General features: G+C 71.6%; 15 protein-coding genes and 1 tRNA gene. 7 read left to right on the top strand and 9 right to left on the bottom strand.

Annotation, left to right across the window (positions count from 1 at the left end; genetic code table 11):
• Positions 1-294: 294 nt before the first annotated feature.
• The 5 genes from gltB to ACFYNO_RS02210 all read left to right on the top strand — a co-directional run bounded on the left by gltB (position 295) and on the right by ACFYNO_RS02210 (position 9391).
• Positions 295-4878 (top strand): glutamate synthase large subunit, encoded by a 4584-nt coding sequence (gene gltB / locus ACFYNO_RS02230; protein ID WP_388003763.1) that lies wholly within the window; start codon positions 295-297, stop codon positions 4876-4878.
• A complete protein-coding gene (locus ACFYNO_RS02225; protein ID WP_388003760.1) occupies positions 4871-6331 on the top strand; it encodes a glutamate synthase subunit beta in 1461 nt (486 codons plus the stop codon). The genes gltB and ACFYNO_RS02225 overlap by 8 nt, the downstream gene beginning before the upstream one ends.
• A 290-nt stretch (positions 6332-6621) precedes the next feature.
• The gene (locus ACFYNO_RS02220; protein WP_388003758.1) at positions 6622-7494 is read left to right on the top strand and encodes a helix-turn-helix domain-containing protein; all 873 of its coding nucleotides are present in this window, start codon (positions 6622-6624) and stop codon (positions 7492-7494) included.
• A 71-nt stretch (positions 7495-7565) separates the two neighbouring features.
• Positions 7566-9023, top strand: coding sequence for an aldehyde dehydrogenase family protein (locus ACFYNO_RS02215; RefSeq protein WP_388003755.1), 1458 nt, complete (start codon positions 7566-7568; stop codon positions 9021-9023).
• Positions 9024-9073: 50 nt separating this feature from the next.
• Positions 9074-9391, top strand: a complete 318-nt coding sequence (locus ACFYNO_RS02210) for a hypothetical protein (protein WP_388003752.1) — start codon at positions 9074-9076, stop codon at positions 9389-9391.
• 3 nt (positions 9392-9394) lie between these two features.
• On the opposite strand, the gene ACFYNO_RS02205 is transcribed toward ACFYNO_RS02210, so the two are convergent.
• The 5 genes from ACFYNO_RS02205 to ACFYNO_RS02185 all read right to left on the bottom strand — a co-directional run bounded on the left by ACFYNO_RS02205 (position 9395) and on the right by ACFYNO_RS02185 (position 15722).
• A complete protein-coding gene (locus tag ACFYNO_RS02205) occupies positions 9395-9931 on the bottom strand; it encodes a hypothetical protein (RefSeq protein ID WP_388003749.1) in 537 nt (178 codons plus the stop codon).
• On the bottom strand, positions 9918-11588 hold the full coding sequence (locus ACFYNO_RS02200) for a substrate-binding domain-containing protein (RefSeq protein ID WP_388003746.1): 1671 nt from the start codon (positions 11586-11588) through the stop codon (positions 9918-9920). Before ACFYNO_RS02200 ends, ACFYNO_RS02205 begins: the two co-directional genes overlap by 14 nt.
• Positions 11585-12763 (bottom strand): hypothetical protein, encoded by a 1179-nt coding sequence (locus ACFYNO_RS02195; RefSeq protein WP_388003743.1) that lies wholly within the window; start codon positions 12761-12763, stop codon positions 11585-11587. The genes ACFYNO_RS02200 and ACFYNO_RS02195 overlap by 4 nt, the downstream gene beginning before the upstream one ends.
• 161 nt (positions 12764-12924) lie before the next feature.
• Complete coding sequence (locus ACFYNO_RS02190) at positions 12925-14583, bottom strand: VWA domain-containing protein (protein ID WP_388003740.1); 1659 nt, start codon at positions 14581-14583, stop codon at positions 12925-12927.
• Complete coding sequence (locus ACFYNO_RS02185; RefSeq protein ID WP_388003737.1) at positions 14583-15722, bottom strand: hypothetical protein; 1140 nt, start codon at positions 15720-15722, stop codon at positions 14583-14585. The genes ACFYNO_RS02190 and ACFYNO_RS02185 overlap by 1 nt, the downstream gene beginning before the upstream one ends.
• A 273-nt stretch (positions 15723-15995) precedes the next feature.
• Here ACFYNO_RS02185 and pyk point away from each other — a divergent pair, with 273 nt between their 5' ends.
• Positions 15996-17423: a pyruvate kinase gene (gene pyk / locus ACFYNO_RS02180; protein WP_388003734.1), complete on the top strand. Its 1428-nt coding sequence runs from the start codon at positions 15996-15998 to the stop codon at positions 17421-17423.
• Positions 17424-17463: 40 nt separating this feature from the next.
• On the opposite strand, the gene ACFYNO_RS02175 is transcribed toward pyk, so the two are convergent.
• Both ACFYNO_RS02175 and ACFYNO_RS02170 read right to left on the bottom strand, forming a co-directional pair.
• Complete coding sequence (locus tag ACFYNO_RS02175) at positions 17464-18474, bottom strand: glycosyltransferase family 2 protein (RefSeq protein WP_388003731.1); 1011 nt, start codon at positions 18472-18474, stop codon at positions 17464-17466.
• A 428-nt stretch (positions 18475-18902) separates the two neighbouring features.
• Positions 18903-18975 (bottom strand) — tRNA-Leu (locus ACFYNO_RS02170).
• A 69-nt stretch (positions 18976-19044) separates the two neighbouring features.
• Between ACFYNO_RS02170 and ACFYNO_RS02165 the strand changes: the two genes are divergently transcribed.
• A complete protein-coding gene (locus tag ACFYNO_RS02165; protein ID WP_388003728.1) occupies positions 19045-19725 on the top strand; it encodes an ANTAR domain-containing response regulator in 681 nt (226 codons plus the stop codon).
• A 72-nt stretch (positions 19726-19797) separates the two neighbouring features.
• On the opposite strand, the gene ACFYNO_RS02160 is transcribed toward ACFYNO_RS02165, so the two are convergent.
• Positions 19798-20517 (bottom strand): ABC transporter ATP-binding protein, encoded by a 720-nt coding sequence (locus ACFYNO_RS02160; RefSeq protein WP_388003725.1) that lies wholly within the window; start codon positions 20515-20517, stop codon positions 19798-19800.
• Positions 20514-21335, bottom strand: coding sequence for an ABC transporter ATP-binding protein (locus tag ACFYNO_RS02155; RefSeq protein WP_388003722.1), 822 nt, complete (start codon positions 21333-21335; stop codon positions 20514-20516). Before ACFYNO_RS02155 ends, ACFYNO_RS02160 begins: the two co-directional genes overlap by 4 nt.

Here is a 21335-nt window from a genome sequence, read left to right as displayed (position 1 = left end):
ATGGCGGGTCAGTGGCGACCTCCGGTTTCGGCACTGTTTCGGCGCGGGAACGGCAGGGCAGGATGGGGGCAGCCCCATCCCCGCGCGTACTGATCGGTAACGGCCGCTGACCTGCACCGCAGTCCGCCATGTGGACGAAAGATCCCACTACCCGGGATGTGCGGCATCATGTAACCTGCACGAACTCGCAGAGGGCCAACGTCGTCCCTGTTGCACCGCTCCCCGGGCCACCGGCCGGGAGGAGCCTCCAACTTGCTCATGACGACGACGGGAGAGCCGATGCTGTCTGCATCCATGCACTCCGCAAACGAGCCCCAGGGCAGCAGCCGCTCCCCGTACGCGCTCGTTCCGGATGCGCGACCTGCTGCCCAGGGCCTGTACGACCCGCGGAACGAGCACGACGCCTGTGGCGTCGGCTTCGTCGCCACGCTCACCGGCAAGGCCGACCACACCATCGTCGAGCAGGCGCTCACCGTGCTGCGGAACCTGGAGCACCGGGGCGCCACCGGCGCCGAGCCGGACTCCGGTGACGGTGCGGGCATCCTGACCCAGGTCCCGGACGCCTTCCTGCGGGCCAACACCTCGTTCGAGCTGCCCGAGGCCGGCTCCTACGCGGTCGGCATCGCCTTCCTGCCGGACGAGGACGCCGCCGACGCCGCCGCCGTCGCGGCCATCGAGGCGATCGCCGCCGAGGAGGAGCTGACCGTCCTCGGCTGGCGCGAGGTGCCGACCGCCCCCGACCTGCTGGGTGCCACCGCCCGCTCGGTGATGCCGCGGTTCCGCCAGCTCTTCGTGGCGGGCGCGGGCAAGAGCGGGATCGAGCTGGACCGGGTCGCCTTCGTGGTCCGCAAGCGCGCCGAGCGCGAGGCCGGGGTGTACTTCCCCTCGCTCTCCGCCCGGACCGTCGTCTACAAGGGCATGCTCACCACCGGCCAGCTGGAGCCGTTCTTCCCGGACCTGTCGGACCGGCTCTTCGCCTCCGCGATCGGCCTGGTGCACTCCCGGTTCTCCACCAACACCTTCCCGAGCTGGCCGCTGGCCCACCCGTACCGCTTCGTCGCGCACAACGGTGAGATCAACACCGTCCGCGGCAACCGGAACTGGATGACGGCGCGGGAGTCGCAGCTCGCCACCGACCTGATCCCCGGCGACCTGTCCCGGATCTTCCCGGTCTGCACCCCGGACCACTCCGACTCCGCCTCCTTCGACGAGGTGCTGGAGCTGCTCCACCTGGGCGGCCGCTCGCTGCCGCACTCGGTGCTGATGATGATCCCGGAGGCCTGGGAGAACCACGCCACCATGGACCCGGCCCGGCGCGCCTTCTACCAGTACCACTCCAACCTGATGGAGCCCTGGGACGGCCCGGCCTGCGTCACCTTCACCGACGGCACCCGGATCGGCGCCGTGCTGGACCGCAACGGCCTGCGCCCGGCCCGCTACTGGGTCACCGAGGACGGCCTGGTGGTGCTCTCCTCCGAGGTCGGCGTGCTCGACCTGCCGCAGGAGAAGGTGGTCCAGAAGGGCCGCCTGCAGCCCGGCAAGATGTTCCTGGTCTGCCTGGACGAGAACCGGATCGTCCCGGACGAGGAGATCAAGGCCGGCCTGGCCGCCGAGCACCCCTACCAGGAGTGGGTGGACGCCGGCCAGATCGAGCTCGCCGAGCTGCCCGAGCGCGAGCACATCGCCCACACCCACGCCTCGGTGACCCGCCGTCAGCAGACCTTCGGGTACACCGAGGAGGAGCTGCGGGTCATCCTGGCGCCGATGGCCAAGACCGGCGCCGAGGCGCTGGGCTCGATGGGCACCGACTCGCCGATCGCCGCGCTCTCCGAGAAGCCCCGGCTGCTCTTCGACTACTTCGTGCAGCTGTTCGCCCAGGTCACCAACCCGCCGCTGGACGCGATCCGCGAGGAGCTCGTCACCTCGCTGCTCAGCAACCTCGGCCCGGAGGGCAACCTGCTGGCCGCGGACGCCGCGCACTGCCGCTCGGTCGGCATCACCTTCCCGGTGATCGACAACGACGAGCTGGCCAAGCTGATCCACATCAACGCGGACGGCGACCAGCCCGGCCTGAAGGCGGTCACCCTCTCCGGCCTGTACCGGGTCTCCGGCGGCGGCACGGCGCTGGCCGAGCGGCTGAAGGAGATCGCGGCCGAGGCCGACGCGGCGATCGCCGACGGTGCCCGGATCATCGTGCTCTCGGACCGCCACTCGGACGCCGAGAACGCCCCGATCCCCTCGCTGCTGCTCACCTCCGCGGTGCACCACCACCTGATCCGCACCAAGCAGCGCACCAAGGTCTCGCTGCTGGTCGAGGCCGGCGACGTCCGCGAGGTGCACCACGTCGCGCTGCTGATCGGCTACGGCGCCAGCGCGGTCAACCCCTACCTGGCCATGGAGTCGGTCGAGGACCTGGTCGCCCAGGGCACCTTCCTCACCGGCATCGAGGCCGACAAGGCGATCAGGAACCTGATCAAGGCGCTCGGCAAGGGCGTCCTCAAGGTGATGTCCAAGATGGGCATCTCCACCGTCGCCTCCTACCGCGGCGCCCAGGTCTTCGAGGTCATCGGCCTCTCCCAGGAGACCGTGGACGCCTACTTCGCCGGCACCACCAGCAAGCTGGGCGGCATCGGCCTGGAGGAGATCGCCCGGGAGACCGCGGCCCGGCACGCCAAGGCCTACCCGGCCTCCGGCATCCCGGCCGCGCACCGCGCGCTGGAGATCGGCGGCGAGTACCAGTGGCGCCGCGAGGGCGAGCCGCACCTGTTCGACCCGGACACCGTCTTCCGGCTGCAGCACTCCACCCGCGCGCGCCGCTACGACATCTTCAAGCAGTACACCGGCCGGGTGAACGAGCAGTCCGAGCGCCTGATGACGCTGCGCGGCCTGTTCAAGCTGGACGGCAAGGGCCGCACCCCGATCTCCATCGACGAGGTCGAGCCGGTCTCCGAGATCGTCAAGCGGTTCTCCACCGGCGCGATGTCCTACGGCTCCATCTCGATGGAGGCGCACGAGACGCTGGCCATCGCGATGAACCGGCTCGGCGGCAAGTCCAACACCGGCGAGGGCGGTGAGGACCCCGAGCGCCTGTACGACCCGGCCCGCCGCTCGGCGATCAAGCAGGTCGCCTCCGGCCGGTTCGGCGTCACCTCCGAGTACCTGGTCAACGCGGACGACATCCAGATCAAGATGGCCCAGGGCGCCAAGCCCGGCGAGGGCGGCCAGCTGCCCGGCCACAAGGTCTACCCGTGGGTCGCCCGGACCCGGCACTCCACCCCGGGTGTCGGCCTGATCTCGCCGCCGCCGCACCACGACATCTACTCGATCGAGGACCTGGCGCAGCTGATCCACGACCTGAAGAACGCCAACCCGCTGGCCCGCATCCACGTGAAGCTGGTCTCCGAGGTCGGCGTGGGCACGGTCGCGGCCGGCGTCTCCAAGGCGCACGCGGACGTGGTGCTGGTCTCCGGCCACGACGGCGGCACCGGAGCCTCCCCGCTCACCTCGCTGAAGCACGCGGGCGGTCCCTGGGAGCTCGGCCTGGCCGAGACCCAGCAGACCCTGCTGCTGAACGGCCTGCGCGACCGGATCGTGGTGCAGACCGACGGCCAGCTGAAGACCGGCCGCGACGTGGTGATCGCCGCGCTGCTCGGCGCCGAGGAGTTCGGCTTCGCCACCGCCCCGCTGGTGGTCTCCGGCTGCATCATGATGCGGGTCTGCCACCTGGACACCTGCCCGGTCGGCGTGGCCACCCAGAACCCGGTGCTGCGCGAGCGGTTCTCCGGCAAGCCGGAGTTCGTGGTCAACTTCTTCGAGTTCATCGCCGAGGAGGTCCGCGAGATCCTCGCCGAGCTGGGCTTCCGCTCGATCGAGGAGGCGGTGGGCCACGCCGAGCACATCGACGCCACCGAGGCGATCGACCACTGGAAGGCGGCCGGGCTCGACCTGACCCCGCTCTTCCACGTGCCCGAGCTGCCGGCCGGCGCCGCCCTGCACTGCACCACTGTGCAGGACCACGCGCTGGACAAGGCGCTCGACAACCAGCTGATCGAGCTGGCCGAGGACGCCCTGGAGCGCGGCGAGGCCGTCCGCATCCAGCTGCCGGTCCGCAACGTCAACCGCACCGTCGGCACCATGCTCGGCAACCAGGTGACCAAGCGGTACCGCGGCGAGGGCCTGCCCGAGGGCACCATCGACATCACCCTGACCGGCTCGGCCGGCCAGTCCTTCGGCGCCTTCGTGCCCAAGGGCATCACCCTGCGGCTGGAGGGCGACGCCAACGACTACGTCGGCAAGGGTCTGTCCGGCGGCGTGATCGTGGTCCGCCCGGCCCGGGACGCGGCCGCGATCGGCGCCGACGCCCAGGCGCACGTGATCGCCGGCAACACCATCGGCTACGGCGCCACCTCGGGCCGCATCCACCTGCGCGGCAAGGCCGGCGAGCGGTTCGCGGTGCGCAACTCCGGTGCCACCCTGGTGGTGGAGGGCGTGGGCGACCACGGCCTGGAGTACATGACCGGCGGCCGGGTGGTGATCCTCGGCGAGACCGGCCGCAACCTGGCGGCGGGCATGTCCGGCGGCATCGCCTACGTGCTGGACCTGCGTCCGGCCTCGGTCAACGGCGGCATGGTGGGCATCGAGGCCCCCGACGCCAAGGACCGCGACTGGCTGCGCGACACCGTGCAGCAGCACTACGAGGAGACCGGCTCGACGGTTGCCGCCGAGCTGCTGGCCGACTGGGGCACCGGGGTCTCCCGGTTCTCCAAGATCATGCCGACCGACTACAAGGCAGTGCTCGCCGCCAAGGATGCCGCTGAGCGCGACGGGCTCTCCGAGTCCGAGACCACTCGCAAGATGATGGAGGCGGCACATGGCTGACCCCAAGGGCTTCCTGACCACGCCCAAGCAGCTGGCGGAGCGCCGCCCGGTGGACGTTCGGCTCCGTGACTGGAACGAGGTCTACGTCGAGCGGAGCCTCCTGCCGATCATCACCAAGCAGGCCGGCCGCTGCATGGACTGCGGCATCCCGTTCTGCCACAACGGCTGTCCGCTCGGGAACCTGATCCCCGAGTGGAACGACCTGGCCTTCCGGGACGACTGGTCCGGCGCCATCGAGCGGCTGCACGCGACCAACAACTTCCCGGAGTTCACCGGGCGGCTGTGCCCCGCGCCGTGCGAGTCGGCCTGCGTGCTGGGGATCAACCAGGACGCGGTGACCATCAAGAACGTCGAGGTCACCATCATCGACAAGGCCTGGGACAACGGCGGGGTCCGCCCGCAGGTCCCGGAGCGGCTGTCCGGCAAGACCGTCGCCGTGGTCGGCTCCGGCCCGGCCGGCCTGGCCGCCGCCCAGCAGCTCACCCGGGCCGGCCACACCGTGGTGGTGTACGAGCGCGCCGACCGGATCGGCGGCCTGCTGCGCTACGGCATCCCCGAGTTCAAGATGGAGAAGCGCCACATCAACCGCCGCATCGAGCAGATGCGCGCGGAGGGCACCCGGTTCCGCACCGGTGTCTCGGTGGGCGAGGACATCACCGGGCAGGACCTGCGCAGCCGGTTCGACGCCGTGGTGATCGCCGCCGGCGCCACCACCGCCCGCGACCTGCCGGTGCCCGGGCGCGAGCTCAAGGGCATCCACCAGGCGATGGAGTACCTGCCGCTGGCCAACAAGGTCCAGGAGGGCGACTACGTCGACTCCCCGATCAGTGCCAAGGACAAGCACGTCATCGTGATCGGCGGCGGCGACACCGGCGCCGACTGCCTGGGCACCGCGCTGCGCCAGGGCGCCGCCTCGGTCACCCAGCTGGAGATCATGCCGCGCCCCGGCGACGACCGCCCGGCCGGCCAGCCCTGGCCGACCATGCCGATGGTCTACAAGGTCACCTCCGCGCACGAGGAGGGCGGTGAGCGGATCTACTCCGTGAACACCACCCGCTTCACCGGCGACGAGGACGGCAACGTCCAGGAACTCCACCTGGTCGAGGTGGAGTTCAAGGACGGCCGGTTCGAGCCGGTGCCCGGCACCGAGCGGGCCATCCCGGCCCAGCTGGTCACCCTGGCGATGGGCTTCACCGGCACCGACCAGAAGAACGGACTGGTCGAGCAGCTGGGCGTCGAGCTGGACGCCCGCGGCAACGTCGCCCGGGACGGCAGGTTCGCCACCAACGTGGACGGCGTCTTCGTCTGCGGCGACGCCGGCCGCGGCCAGTCGCTGATCGTCTGGGCGATCGCCGAGGGCCGCTCCGCGGCCGCCGCGGTCGACGCCCACCTGGGCGGCAAGACCCCGCTGCCCGCCCCGATCCGCCCGACGGACCGCCCGCTGGTGGTCTGACGCACGCACCCCGCGGCCCGGCTCCGGCCGGGCCGCACCCCCGGCCCCCGCGGCCACTACCCTCCCGCACACGCCCGCCCCGCGGGCCCAACCGCTGACCCCGCCAGCGCAGTCGGTCGCTCAGCGGAGCTCCAGGACGGCGCCTGCCCCCACCCCGACCAAGACCGGGGGCAGGCGCCGTCGTCATGCCCACTTCTCACAAAGCGAACTCACAGCTTCCACACCGTGCTTGTGACGGTCCTTCATGGCAGACTGCGGCGCGTGGCGGGCGTCAGGGGAGGACAGCACGGATGAACAGCACAGGGCAGAGCGGTAGCGGAGTGACGGTCCGCCGGCTGCTGCTCGGATCCCAGCTGCGCCGGCTGCGGGAGGCGCGCGGGGTGAGCCGGGAGGACGCCGGGTACGAGATCCGCGCCTCCGAGTCCAAGATCGGGCGGATGGAGCTGGGCCGGGTCAGCTTCAAGGAGCGCGACGTCGCCGACCTGCTGACCCTCTACGGGGTGACCGACCAGGAGCAGCGCACCGAGCTGATCGGCATGGTGCACACCGCCAACGCGGTGCCCTGGTGGCACGACTACGCCGATGTGGTGCCTGCCTGGTTCCAGACCTACCTGGGGTTCGAGGAGGCGGCCGGCAGCATCTCCTCCTACGAGGTGCAGTTCGTCCCCGGGCTGCTGCAGACCGAGGAGTACGCCCGGGCGGTGATCCGGCTCGGGGCCCAGGCCGCGCCGGAGAGCGAGGTCGAGCGGCGGGTCGAGGTGCGGATGCGCCGGCAGCGGCTGATGCTGGGCGGCGACCGGGCGCCGCGGCTGGTGATGGTGATCGACGAGGGGGCGCTGCGCCGGCCGTGCGGCGGGCCCGAGGTGATGCGCGGGCAGCTGGGGCACCTGCTGGAGCTGGCCGACCGGCCCGGCGTCGAGATCCAGGTGGTGCCGCTGGGCCACCAGGGCCTGGGCGGTGAGAGCGGGACCTTCTCGCTGCTCTCCTTCCGGGAGCCGGACCTGGCCGAGGTGGTCTACCTGGAGCAGTTCACCACCGCGCTCTACCTGGACCGCCCGCGCGAGGTGGCCGAGTACCGGGACACCCTGGACCGGCTGCGCGAGGAGGGACTGACGGCCGATCAGACCCGGGAGCTTCTTACGAGCATGCGCCAAGAAGCCTGACGTATCAGTAGGATGATCGGCTGTCAGCTCGCGTAGACAGCTCGCGGGCACGGCTCGCCGAGGGGTGCCTGGTGTCGCACTTTACTGAACTCGCCCTGCAGTACATCGACGGACAGTGGCGCCAGGGCAGCGGCTCCTGGGAGATCGTCGACATCAACCCCTTCGACGGCGAGAAGCTGGCCAGCATCACCGTGGCCACCGTCGGTGAGGTGGACCAGGCCTACCGCGCCGCCGAGCGGGCGCAGAAGGAGTGGGCCAAGCGCAACGCCTACGACCGCCGGCTGGTCTTCGAGCGGGTCCTGCGGCTGGTCGAGGAGCGCGAGCAGGAGATCACCGAGACCATCATCGCGGAACTCGGCGGCACCTACCTCAAGGCCGGCTTCGAGCTCTCGCTGACCAAGGACATGCTGCGCGAGTGCGTGCAGCTCTCGCTGCGCGCCGAGGGCCGGATCCTGCCCTCGCCGGTGGACGGCAAGGAGAACCGGGTCTACCGGCTGCCGGTCGGCGTGGTCGGCGTGATCAGCCCCTTCAACTTCCCGCTCTTCCTCTCCATGAAGGCGGTCGCCCCGGCGCTGGCGCTCGGCAACGGCGTGGTGCTCAAGCCGCACCAGGACGCCCCGATCACCGGCGGCACCCTGATCGCCAAGCTCTTCGAGGACGCCGGGCTGCCGGCCGGCCTGCTCAACGTGGTGGTCACCGACATCGCCGAGATCGGCGACGCGCTGCTGGAGCACCCGGTGCCCAAGGCGATCGCCTTCACCGGCTCGGACCGGGTCGGCCGGCACGTGGCGACCGTGGCCGCCTCGCACTTCAAGCGCTCGGTGCTGGAGCTGGGCGGCAACAGCGCGCTGATCGTGCTGGACGACGCCGACGTGGACTACGCGGTGGACGCGGCCGTGTTCAGCCGGTTCGCGCACCAGGGGCAGGTCTGCATGGCCGCCAACCGGGTGCTGGTGGACCGCAGCCTGTTCGAGGAGTTCAGCGCCAAGTTCACCGCCAAGGTGGCCTCGCTCAAGGTCGGCGACCCCAAGGACCCGAGTACCCAGATCGGCCCGCTGATCAACTCCACCCAGGCCGACGCGATCACCGCCGAGGTGGACCGGGCGGTGGCCGACGGCGCGACCGTGCTGCTGCGCGGGGCCACGGTCGGCACCATGGTGGACCCGGTGGTGCTCACCGGCATCGCCCCCGACGCGCCGGTGCTGCAGCGCGAGCTGTTCGGCCCGGTGGCGATCCTGCTGCCGTTCGACGGCGAGGACGAGGCGGTGGAGCTCGCCAACAACACCCCGTTCGGCCTCTCCGGCGCGGTGCACAGCGGCTCGGTGGAGCGCGGGGTGCGGGTGGCGCAGCGGATCGAGTCGGGCATGGTGCACGTCAACGACGGGACCATCGCGGACGAGCCGATCGTGCCGTTCGGCGGGGAGAAGAACTCCGGCGTGGGGCGGCTCAACGGCGAGTCCACGGTGGAGGCGTTCACCACGCAGAAGTGGATCTCGATCCAGCACGGGCGCAGCCGCTTCCCGTTCTAGGGCACGGCCCGTTCTGAGGGGTCTCATTTCGGGGCATACCATCACAGAAGATGCTGATCGGAGGCCCCGAGATGATCAAGCGACCGAACGCCACCCACCGGCTCCGCCGCGGCACCCAGGACCTGCTGGAGCGGCGCGGCATGATGTCCGCCCCGGACGACCGGCCCCGGCCGGTCGGTCCGTTCCTGCACACCCAGCCGCCGGCCGCCGCCAAGGGCACCGGCGGCTACGCGGCACTGGCCGGCACCGGCCCGTTCGGCCGGGCCGGCCGCTCCGGCGAGGAGCGCGCGCACACCGGCGACCGGCCGGCGCACGCCGAGCTCAAGGGCCACCGCCACCGCGGCGCCGAGCACCACTCCGCGCACTGACCGCTAGGACAGCCGCTCCAGCTCCTTGGCCACCCGGCGCAGGAACTCGACCGTCGGGCCGGTGCCCTGGCCCTCCAGGCGCCACCAGCTCAGCGCCCGCTCGTACCAGTCCAGGGTGGTGCCGAGGCTGTTCGCCACCGTGTCGGCCCGGTCGGCCGCGGCGGGACCGGCCAGGGCCGCCGCGGCCGCGGTGAGCAGCTGCTCGGCCGCCTCCAGCGCCTGGGTGGACCAGTCGCAGGCGCCCAGCTGCTGCCGCCACCCGTCGACCTCGGCGCTCACCGCGGCCAGCCGGTGGTCCGCCGGCAGGGCCGGGGGATTCGACCCCTTCCCGACCACCGGTCCGCCCGGGGGCAGCACCATCTCGCCGAGCACCGCGCCCGCCGCGTACAGGGCGCCGGCCGCCGCCAGCACCTCCCAGGCGCCCAGGCCGGCCCCCATGGCCGCCGCGAAGCCCAGCACGGCCCCGCCCGCCGCCAGGTAGCCGGCGCGGCTGTTGAACCAGCGGACCAGCCGCCGCAGGGGGGTCTCACTGGTATCCACGGATCTCCTCGAAGACGTCGTCCAGCGAGCCCGACATGCCGTCGAAGAGCTTGCCGCCGGTCAGGTCGGCGATGGCCTGGAGCTGGTTGACGGCGGCCTCGCCGAACCGGATCGGGAAGACCGGGACGGACTGCTGGGCGGCGGGCAGGGCGTGGTGGAAGGCGGTGAACTGGTCGGCGGTGGCGCCCTCGTTGTTCTCGCCGTCGGTCATCAGCACGATCGAGGTGAAGCGGTCGTCCTGGGCGGCCGCCTGCTGCTGGGCGAGCTGCTGGTAGGCGGCCTCCAGGGCGCTGTAGATCGCGGTGTCGCCGTCCGCCGCCAGGCTCTTCACGTCCGCGTCGATCGCGGCCAGCTCGGCCTGCGGGTTCGCGTCCGGGAGCCGGTGGGTGCGCGACCACTTCACCGCGGTGGCGAAGGAGATCAGGGTGACCTCCTCGCGCTCGCGGAAGCCGTCCGGCGAGGGCCGGCCGTCGGCGCCGGTGAGCCGGCCGAGGGCGGACTGCAGGGCCGCCAGCCGGTCGCCCCTCATCGAGCCGGAGGTGTCCAGCGCGTAGACCGTGCGGGACGGGCGGCGCAGCTGGTTCTGATAGGCGTTCACCAGGCCGTCGACCACCGACCTGTCGCCGGGGAACGGGAGTTCGGGGAGCTGGAGGTCGGCCAGCCCGGGGCCGGGGGAGACCCCGGCGGTGATCGGGCGGCGCTCGGTGGTGTCCGTGATCTTCTTCTGCACCTCGGGGCGCAGCAGATAGCCGGTCAGCCGGCGGAAGGCGTCCCGGGCCGGGGCGGCCGCAGAACTCAGCAGGGTCAGCGGGTAGTCGGCGGAGACCACGCCGTCGGTCGGCCGGACCACGGTCAGCTGGGCGTCGTTGGGCAGCGTGCGGTTGTACTCCAGCAGCACCGACTCGTAGTTGATCAGCGCGTCCACCCCCGTGCCGGTGGAGGCGGCGTGCTGGTAGGCCTGGGCCAGCCAGCCGGAGGAGTCGGCGATCAGCTTCTGCCCGCCGAAGAAGGTGTGCAGCGCGGCCGAGGCCTGGACGATGTCCTGCGCGGTCAGCGCCGAGCGGGCGTGCGAGAAGGCGGTGGCCACCCCGATCAGGGCGGAGAGGCCGGAGTTGGACTTCGAGGGGTCGGTCATCCCGTAGCTCAGCCTGCCCCGGGCGACCGCGTCGCCGATCTGCGCCCAGCTGACCGCCTGCGGGTCCCAGCCGAGTGCGGTCAGCGCCGAGGTGCGCACCCCGAAGCAGACCGGGGAGACCATGGTCGGGGTCTCGGAGAGCAGCTTGTCGGCCGCCGAACGGTCCAGCCGCAGGTAGCGGTTGGAGGAGAACCAGAGCGCGTCGTAGTTCTGCTCGGCCTGGCCCTGGCTGACCTGGCCGGCACCGCTCTGGGTGGCGGTGTAGTCCAGCTTGACGGTCACCCCGGTCGCCTTGGCGGCGTCGTCCAGGACCGGCTGGAGGTCGGAGAGCTCACTGCTGCCCAGCACTCGCAGGGTGGCGGGCGAGCCGCTGGGGACGGGGGTGCCGGCCGGCGGGGAGGAGGGCGAGGGGCTGCTGGGCGCGGGCGGCTTCGCCGAACCGCTGGTGCAGCCGGCCGCGCCGGCCAGCAGGGCGCCGGCCAGGGCGGTGAGTGCGGTGCGGCGGGTCAGCGGGGCGCTCACTGCGGGCACCCCGCGACCGGCGCGTCGGAGGTGGAGATCGCCGTGTTCGCCAGGCACTCCAGGACGCTCAACTGCGGGGTGGGCGGCTGCTGGGTGACGGCGTTCGGCGCCCAGTAGGGCGCGAAGTCGATCGGGGCCTTCAGCTGCGCCAACTGCCCGGCGAACCTGCCCTGGTTGGCCGGTGCATACGGCCGGAAGCCGAACTTGACCTCCAGGTCGATCAGCTTGTCGTCGTTCACCAGGGCGTCCGCGAGCTTCTGGGCGCCGGAGGTGAGCGCCACCAGGGTGTGGTCGGTCTCGATGTCGACGTCCGGGTAGAGCACGGCTGTCTTCGTCGTGTCGAAGGCGCCGTGCATCACCTGGGCGGCCGGCTCCGACTCGTAGGTCCAGATCAGCGGGCGGCCCTTGCCGGCCTGGAAGTCCTGGTAGAGGTTGCGGCTGGTGTTGGCCTGCTGGCCCTGCTCGCGGAAGAGCTTCTGGACCGTCGGGGTGGCCTGGCGCACGCCGGAGGCGTCCGCCACCACCTTCCCTCCGTTGGCCAGGTAGGAGGTCATCGCCAGGTAGAAGGCGCCCGAGGAGGAGCGGGTCGGGTCGGTGCTGATCAGGTAGATGTCACCCGTCAGCGCGGGCGGGCGGGTGCCGGTCCTCAGGTCCTCCCAGGCATGCCCGGTGTCGACCTGTTCGAGGAACTTGCTCAACAGGAAGGCCCAGGTGCCGTCCTGCTGCTTCTGCACGAGGCCGTTGTCGACGAGGAACTGCTTCACCGCCGGGGTGGTGACCACCACCAGCGGCGAGTAGAAGACCGACTTGCTCCCGCCGTTGTCGCCGCCCCGGATCGCGTCGGCCGCCTCCATGCTGGCCGGGAAGGCGAAGTCGTAGTGGCCCTGCTTCGCCATGGCGGCCATCTCGAAGGAGCCGGAGTCGGTCACCGTCACCTTCAGCCCGAGCCTGCCCAACTCGGCCTGCACGTCGGGGTCGTTGAAGAAGGCGTCCTTCTCCGACCCGATCAGCCCGGTCAGTTCCAGCGGCTGGGTCGGCGACGGCGGCGGGGACGCGGGCGGGTGCGGTGCCGGGTGCGGCGGCCCGTCGCAGCACACCTTCCAGGTGATCCCCGTGGCCACCGTGGCGACCACGGCCAGGACCACGGCGATCCCCAGAAACGAATCCCGACGCATTCCGGTTGTCCCCCTGCGGTGTGCGAGCCCTGCGGACAAGGCACCGATCGGACCCTGATCCTTTCCAGGAGCCAGGAGCACCAACCGACGTGACGGTGAACCAGAGGCGAACAGGCGTTCTCGGATCGGTATCGGTACGTGGGCCATCAGTTGACGAAGGCCTACTGGTAGCCCCGGATCCGGGCGAAGACGTCCTGCAGCGACCCGGTGGTCCCGTCGAAGAGCTTGCCGCCGGTCAGGTCGGCGATGGCCTGGAGCTGGTTGACGGCGGCCTCGCCGAACCGGATCGGGAAGACCGGGACGGACTGCTGGGCGGCGGGCAGGGCGTGGTGGAAGGCGGTGAACTGGTCGGCGGTGGCGCCCTCGTTGTTCTCGCCGTCGGTCATCAGCACGATCGAGGTGAAGCGGTCGTCCTGCGCCGCGGCCTGCTGCTGGGCGAGCTGCTGGTAGGCGGCCTCCAGGGCGCTGTAGATCGCCGTCCCGCCGGCGGCTGACAGGGCCTGCACGTCCGCCTCGATCGCGGCCAGCTCGGAGCCCGGGGCGGTGGCCGGCACCTGGTGCGTCCGCGACCACTTCACGGTGTCGGCGAAGGAGACCAGGGTGACCTCCTCCCGGGCCCGGAAGCGGTTCTCCGCCCGGCTGTCGTCGTCACCGGTCAGCGCACCCAGCGCCTGCTGCAGCTGGGCGAGGCGAGCGCCCTTCATCGAGCCGGAGGTGTCCAGCAGGTAGAGCGTGCGGGAGGGGCGGCGAAGCTCGTCCTGGTAGGCCCGGACCAGGCCGTCGGCCACCGACCGCTCACCGGGGAAGGGGAGTTCGAGCCGCTGCTCGAGGCCGATCCCGGTGGCCGGCGGCACCCGGGCGAGGATCGGGTGGCACAGCGTGAGAGCGGTGATCCGCTGCTGCACCTCCGGGCGCAGCAGGTAGGCGGTGAGACGGCGGAAGGCGTCCTGGGCCGGGGCGGCGGCCGAGGCGAGCAGGGTCAGCGGGTAGTCGGCCGTCAGCACGCCGTCCGCCGGGCGGATCACTGTCAGCTTCGCCGGGTCCGGCAGCGAGCCGTTCAGCTCCAGCAGCACCGACTCGTACTCCACCAGTGCGCCCACCGGCGGACTGGCGCCGCCGGCCTGGTAGGCCCGCAGCAGGTCGGCGGAGGAGCCGGAGGTCAGCTTCTGCCCGCCGAAGAAGGTGTGCAGGGCCGGTGCGGCCCGGGCGACGTCGGCGTCGGTGAGCGCGGAGCGCGCCCCGGAGAACACGGCCGCCAGGGCCACCAGCGCCGACAGGCCGGCGGCGGAGTGCGCCGGGTCGGTCATGCCGAAGGTCAGCCGGCCGCCGCCGATCGCGTCGCCCAGTTGCGCCCAGGTCACCGTCGCCGGATCCCAGCCCAGCTCGGCCAGCAGCGCGGTGCGCACCCCGACGGCGGTCTGGGTGCCCATCACCGGGGTCGGCGAGACCAGCTTGGCGGCGGCGGCCCGGTCCAGCCCGAGGTACGTGTTGTAGGGGAGCCAGAGCACGTCAGCTGCCCCGTCGGCCCGCCCGCTGCGGACCGCGTCGGCGGCGTCCAGGGTGTTGGTCGGGCTCAGGAAGGTACCCACACCGGTGGCCTGCTGGGCGTCCTTCAGGACCGGCAGCAGCGACAGGAGTTCGGCGCCGCCGAGCACCCGCAGGGTGTACGCCGGGCCCTTGGAGGGCGGCGGCTCGGTGGCCTCCGGCCCCCCGGTCGGGCTCGGCGGACGGTCGGAGCCGCCGCTGCAGGCGGCCGCGCCGGCCAGCAGGGCCCCGGCCAGCGCGGCCAGCGCGGCGCGGCGGGGGAGCGGGGCGGCCATCAGCTGCACCCGCCGGTGCCGGGGGCGGCGGTGCCTGCGGCGATGGCCGACAGGCTCTGCAGGATCGAGGTTTCCGGGGGGTTGATCGGGTGCAGTCCGACGCTCGGCAGGTTCGACGGGAAGATCGAGGACGCGCCCTTCGCCTCGACGGCCTTCGCGAAGGCCGTCGGATCGCCGGCCGGGCGGAAGCCGTAGTGCGCCTCCCGGTCGAGCAGCGTCCGGTCGTGCAGCAGCGCGTCCTTGACCTGGCCCCCCTTGGGCGAGAGCTGCACCAGGGTGTGGTCACTCGGCATGTAGAAGTCCGGGTAGAGCACCACGCCGTTCGGTGGCTTCACCCCGGCGAGCACCTGCTCGGCCGCCTCGGACTCGTAGGTCCAGGTCAGCGGCTTCGTGCTGATGCCGGAGGCCCAGTCGCTGGTCAGCTGGTTGTTGGTGCCGACGGAGCCGCCTTCGGCCTGGATCAACTGGCGCATCTGCGGGGCGACCTGGCACAGCTCCTGGGTGCTGGCGACCGGCTTGCTGCCGTTGGCCAGGTAGGACATGGTGGCGAGGAAGAGCGAGGCCGAGGAGGAGGTGTCCGTCGGTGTGGTCGCGACGTAGACCGGTCCCTTCAACCAGGCCGGCGGGTTCGTGGTGATCGCGTCCCAGGTGTTCAGCGCGGGGTCGGTGCTGGTGATCGCCGTGAGCAGCATCTTCATGTGGATGATCCAGGTGCCGTCCGAAGTCTGCTCGGCGACCCCTTTCCGCCCCAGGGCTTTCGCCACCTCCACGGTGCTGAGCATCACCAGCGGTGAGTAGAACACCGTGTACTCGCCCTGGTAGCGGGCGGAGTCGGCCTTGATCACCGCCTGTGCCGTCACCGAGCTGGCCGGGATGGCGAAGTCGGTGCCCGGGCCGGCCATGCTGCCCATGTTCCAGGAGCCGGCCTGCCGCACCGAGACGGCCAGCCCCTGGCTCCGGAAAGCCTGGTCGGCGTCCTTGTCGGCGAAGAAGTCCTGCTTCTCGGAGCCGATCAGCCCGGCCGCCGCCACCGTGGGCACCGGCGCCGGGCCGTGGTGGCGGCCCCGGCCCACGAAGACGTAGACCGCCCCCGCCACCAGGACGAGCACCAGCAGGATCCCGGGCAACGTACGTCGCATCGCGCTCCCTTGGTCAGCCGATCGGGGGACCGGCACACCGGCCGACAGCAGAGCGTCGCGCGGGGTGGCGATCCGTGACAGTACACCGAATGAACCGGTGCTGAACAAGCTTTCACGAAACAGCACCCGGAATCGGCGGTTCTGCTTCAACTCTCTACGCTGGTAGGGAGAGTCATGACCCGTCAGAAAGTTCAACGAACCTTCCCGCAGCGGTCATGTGACCGACCGTCGGATCGTCGTTGTTACGCGCCGGTAGTGCTTACTCTCTCAGTCATGCGCCGAGCAAAAATCGTCTGTACTCTCGGGCCCGCCGCCGACTCGTACGACCAGATCAAGGCCCTGGTCGACGCCGGCATGGACATCGCCCGACTCAACCTGAGCCACGGCTCGCACGCCGAGCACGAGGAGCGGTACCGCAGGGTCCGCAAGGCCGCCGACGAGACCGGCCGCAGCGTCGGCATCCTGGTGGACCTTCAAGGCCCGAAGATCCGCCTGGAGACCTTCGCCGAGGGCCCGGTACTCCTCGAACGCGGCGACGAGTTCACCATTACCGTCGAGGACGTCCCGGGCGACCGGTTCGTCTGCGGCACCACCTACAAGGGGCTCAACGCGGACGTCAGCCGCGGTGAGCGGATCCTGGTCGATGACGGCCGGGTCTGCCTGGAGGTCGTCAGCGTCGACGGCCCCCGGGTGAACTGCCTCGTCATCGAAGGGGGCCTGGTCTCCGACCACAAGGGCCTCAACCTGCCCGGACTCGCCGTCTCCGTGCCCGCGCTCAGCGACAAGGACGTCGCCGACCTGCGCTGGGCCCTGCGGACCGGCGCCGACCTGATCGCCCTCTCCTTCGTCCGCAGCGGCAAGGACATCGAGGACGTGCACGCCGTGATGGCCGAGGAAGGCCGCTACCTCCCGGTGATCGCCAAGGTGGAGAAGCCGCAGGCCGTCGAGGCCCTGGACTCCATCGTCGACGCCTTCGACGGCATCATGGTCGCCCGTGGCGACCTGGGCGTCGAGATGCCGCTGGAGCAGGTGCCGCTGGTGCAGAAGCGGGCGATCAAGCTCGCCAAGCGCAACGCCAAGCCGGTCATCGTCGCCACCCAGATGCTGGACTCGATGATCAACGCCTCCCGGCCGACCCGCGCCGAGGCCTCCGACGTCGCCAACGCCGTGCTCGACGGCACCGACGCGGTGATGCTCTCCGGCGAGACCTCGGTGGGCAAGTACCCGGTCGAGACGGTCAAGACCATGGGCCGGATCATCGAGGCCGTGGAGTCCGACGTGCTGGCCGCCGGCCTGCCGCCGCTGACCGCCGGCTCCAAGCCGCGCACCCAGGGCGGCGCCGTCGCCCGCGCGGCCGCCGAGATCGGCGACTTCCTGGGCGCCAAGTACCTGATCGCCTTCACCCAGTCCGGCGACACCGCGCGCCGGCTGACCCGGTACCGCTCGCCGATCCCGGTGCTGGCCTTCACCTACGAGCAGGCGGTCCGCAGCCAGCTGGCCCTCACCTGGGGCGTGGAGACCTTCCTCGGCCCGTTCGTGCCCACCACCGACGAGATGGTGGCGCAGGTGGACGCCCAGCTGCTCAGCCTGGGCCGCTGCGAGCGCGGCGACATCGTGATCATCACCGCCGGGTCGCCGCCCGGCCTGGCCGGCTCCACCAACCTGGTGCGCGTGCACCACGTCGGCGAACTCGACAACTGACCACCGCGGCCGGGGCGGTGGCCCGCCCCGGCCCCTTCGGTCAGAGCCCGGTCCGGCCCGCCACGGCGGTGCGGGCGATCTGGGTCAGCTTCGCCACCTCGAAGGCGCTGTACGAACCGCCCGCCAGCAGCGAGAACTTCACGCCCTCCCGGCCCGCCGGGCGCTGGAAGCCGGCCGGCTGCAGCCGCCGGTAGTGCTCCGCGGCGCGGTGGAAGAACTGCGGCCGCTCGGTCCGGCTGACGCAGCCCGCCAGGTCCAGGACGAACAGGTAGTGCCGGACCATCCGCCGGAACAGGTGCGGGCGGACCTCCTGCGCGGTGGCCAGCGACAGCCCCTCCAGCAGCTCGAAGCTCTGCTCGTACTGGTCGAACAGGTCGAAGACGGTACTGCCGGGCGAGCCGGCCGGGTGCACCGTCTGACGGCGCCGCAGCTGCACCAGCTCGCGCGGCAGCACGGCCGCCCGGCGGGCCCGCAGCAGCGCGTGGTGGACCGTGGAGACCTCCTCGTACTGCCCGTCCGGGAAGGCCAGCCGCTCGCCGATCCACAGCTCCCGGGAGATCAGCCGGTCCCAGGCCTGGGCCGGCACCCCGAACAGCTCCGACCGCTCGGTCGGCGCGAACACCTCCTCGCCCAGCCGGTCCAGCGCGGCCTCCGCGGCACCCGGCCAGACCCGGCCCCGGTGCAGCCGGGTGTGCCCGAAGAGGAGCAGGTCCGCGTCCGGCACCTCCCGCACCCGGTCGGCGAGGCTCAGGAAGGCCCCGGGCGACACCAGGTGGTCGGCGTCCAGGAAGAGCAGGTACCGCCCGCTGGCCCGCGCCGCCCCCGCGTTCCGCGCCCGCCCGACGCCCACCGCCGCGTTCAGCCGCAGCAGCGAGACCCGCTCGTCGCCCTCCGCCTGCGCCACCCCCGCCGGGCACTCCGGCGACCGGTCGGCCACCACGATCACCTCGAACCCGCCGAACGACTGGCCCAGCACCGAATCCAGGCAGGCGGACAGCTGTCCCTGCTGGTCATAGGCGGGCACGACGACGGAGAGGAGCGGTTGTGGCATGGGCCAGAAGTTAGGTGCAGGGGGGGACGGTGGCAAGCCTTCGCACAGCGCAAACCGGGCCAATGCGGCTGAACCGCCCGGCGTGCACACCAGATCCTCACGGCCGGGACAACAGCCGGTCCTCGGGACCGATGCGATGGTCGGGCGCCGCGACGCGGGCGCGGTGGGGGATCGGTGGGTGCCGTTCACCGTCCGGGAGGCCCGGTTGGCCGCGGGCGGACGGCGTGGCCCTCGCCGAGGCGGCGGCCGAGCAGGGGGGAACAGGCCCCGGGGCCGGGAGCTCCGCGGTGGCGGGTCGGGGCGGACACGGGACCGGCTGTCGTGGAAATCGGCCGCAGGAGCCGCCGGCGGGTCGTCGGCTCATACCGGAGAGTGAAATTCGTCCGTCCGGACCGGAACTCTCATCGACCTTGTAAAGGAAGGAAAAGTGCCCCGGGTGGGATTCGAACCCACGCTGTCGGTGGTTTGAGCACCGTGCCTCTCCCGCTGGGCTACCGGGGCGCCCTCAGAATCAAAGGTTCCCCTCGACCCTGCGGACCTCAAACATATCGCGTCTGGGTACCCTCATGCATGCAGCCCCCGCCCGGAACGAGGAGTCACGTGAGCACCGCCGACGAGCAGAGCCAGGCGCTGGAGACCGATGCGCCGCAGGTCACCCGGATCGTCATCGCGGAGGACGAGGCGTTGATCCGGCTCGACCTCAAGGAGATGCTGGAGGAGGAGGGGTACACCGTGGTCGGCGAGGCCGGCGACGGGGAGACCGCGGTGCGGCTGGTCGAGGAGCTGAAGCCGGACCTGGCGATCCTGGACGTGAAGATGCCGGTGCTGGACGGGCTCTCGGCGGCGGAGCGGATCCACGAGGCGCACCTGGCACCGGTGCTGATGCTGACCGCGTTCTCGCAGCGGGAGCTGGTGGACCGGGCGCGGGACGCCGGCGCGATGGCGTACATCGTGAAGCCGTTCTCCAAGAGCGACCTGGTGCCGGCGATCGAGATGGCCGTCTCGCGGTACACCGAGATGCGGGCGCTGGAGGGCGAGATCGCCGACCTCACCCAGCGGCTGGAGACCCGCAAGCTGGTGGACCGGGCGAAGAGCGTGCTGCAGACCAAGTTCGGGCTGAACGAGCCGGCCGCGTTCCGCTGGATCCAGAAGACCTCGATGGACCGCCGGATGACCATGGCCGCGGTGGCCGAGGCGGTCATCGAGGAGGGCGAGGCGCAGGACCGCAAGAAGGCCGAGGAGCAGGCGTAGGGCCGGAGCCTGTGCGCGGGTCAGGTGCGGGCCGGTCCAGGCGGCCCGCACCTGACGTCTGCTGCCGGTGGGTCAGTCCTCGCCGAGGTAGGACTTGCGCACCGACTCGTCGCTGAGCAGCTCGGCGCCGGTGCCGCTGAGCACGATGCGGCCGGTCTGCATCACGTAGCCCTGGTCGGAGAGCGAGAGCGCCGCCTGGGCGTTCTGCTCGACCAGCAGGATCGTGGTCCCGCCGGAGCGGAGTTCCACGATGGTGGCCATGATCTTCTGCATCATGATCGGTGACAAGCCCATGGACGGCTCGTCCAGCATCAGCAGCTTCGGACGGGACATCAGGGCCCGGCCCATCGCCAGCATCTGCTGCTCGCCGCCGGAGAGGGTGCCGGCGGCCTGGCGGCGGCGCTCGCCGAGGATCGGGAAGAGCGTGTAGGCGCGCTCGACGTCCTGCTGGATGCCGGCGGCGTCCTTGCGCAGGAACGCGCCGAGCAGCAGGTTCTCCTCGATGGTCATCCGGGGGAAGATGTGCCGGCCCTCGGGGGAGTGGGCCAGGCCGAGCGCGACGATCTTGTGCGCGGGGGTGGCGCCGAGCTCGCCGCCGTCGAACCGGATGGTGCCGGCGGTGGGGCGCAGCAGGCCGGAGAGGGTGCGCAGGGTGGTGGTCTTGCCGGCGCCGTTGGTGCCGATCAGCGTGGTGACGGTGCCCTGGGCGACGGTGAAGCTGATGCCCTTGACGGCTTCGATCTTGCCGTAGGCGACGCGGAGGTCCTCGACCTCGAGCAGTGCGGTGGTCATGCGGAGGGCTCCGTGGGCTCATTGGGCTGCGCTTCGAGCGGGGTGCCGAGGTAGGCGGTGATGACGCGTTCGTCGTTCTGCACGGTGGCCCGGTCGCCCTCGACGATCTTCTGGCCCTGGACCAGCACGGCGGTGCGGTCGCAGAGGTTGAAGATGAACTTCATGTCGTGCTCGATCACCAGGATCGCCGTGCCGCGGTCGCGGATCGCGAAGACCAGCTCCTCGGCGGCCCGGGTCTCCTGCGGGTTCATGCCGGCGGTGGGCTCGTCGAGCAGCAGCAGGCCGGGCTCGCTGGCCAGGGCGCGGGCGATCTCCAGCTTGCGCTGCTCGCCGTAGGGCAGGTTGCGGGAGAGCTGCCCGGCCTTGCCGGCCAGGCCGGTGAACTCCAGCAGCTCCATCGCCTTGGCCCGGTTCTCCCGCTCGGCGCGGTGGAAGCCGGGGCCGCGCAGCAGGGCCGAGAGCAGCCCCTCGTCGGTGCGGGTGTGCCGGCCGACCAGCACGTTCTCCAGCACCGTCATGTTGGCGAACAGCCGGATGTTCTGGAAGGTGCGGGCGATGCCGGCCTGGGTGACCAGGTGCGGCTTGGGCGGCAGCACCTGGCCGCGGAACCTGACGGTCCCTTCGGTGGGCACGTAGAGCCCGGTGAGGCAGTTGAAGAAGGTGGTCTTGCCGGCCCCGTTGGGGCCGATCAGGCCGATGATCTCGCCCTCGCGGACGGTCAGGTCGACGCCGTTGACGGCGGTCAGGCCGCCGAACCGCATGGTGACGCCGGTGGCATCGAGCAGCACGGCGCCCGGGGTGTCGGTCGTGGTGGTCAT

Origin of the sequence: Kitasatospora sp. NPDC006697 (assembly GCF_042869935.1) — a bacterium.
Classification (GTDB): domain Bacteria; phylum Actinomycetota; class Actinomycetes; order Streptomycetales; family Streptomycetaceae; genus Kitasatospora.
This window is presented reverse-complemented; position numbering and strand designations above follow the sequence as displayed.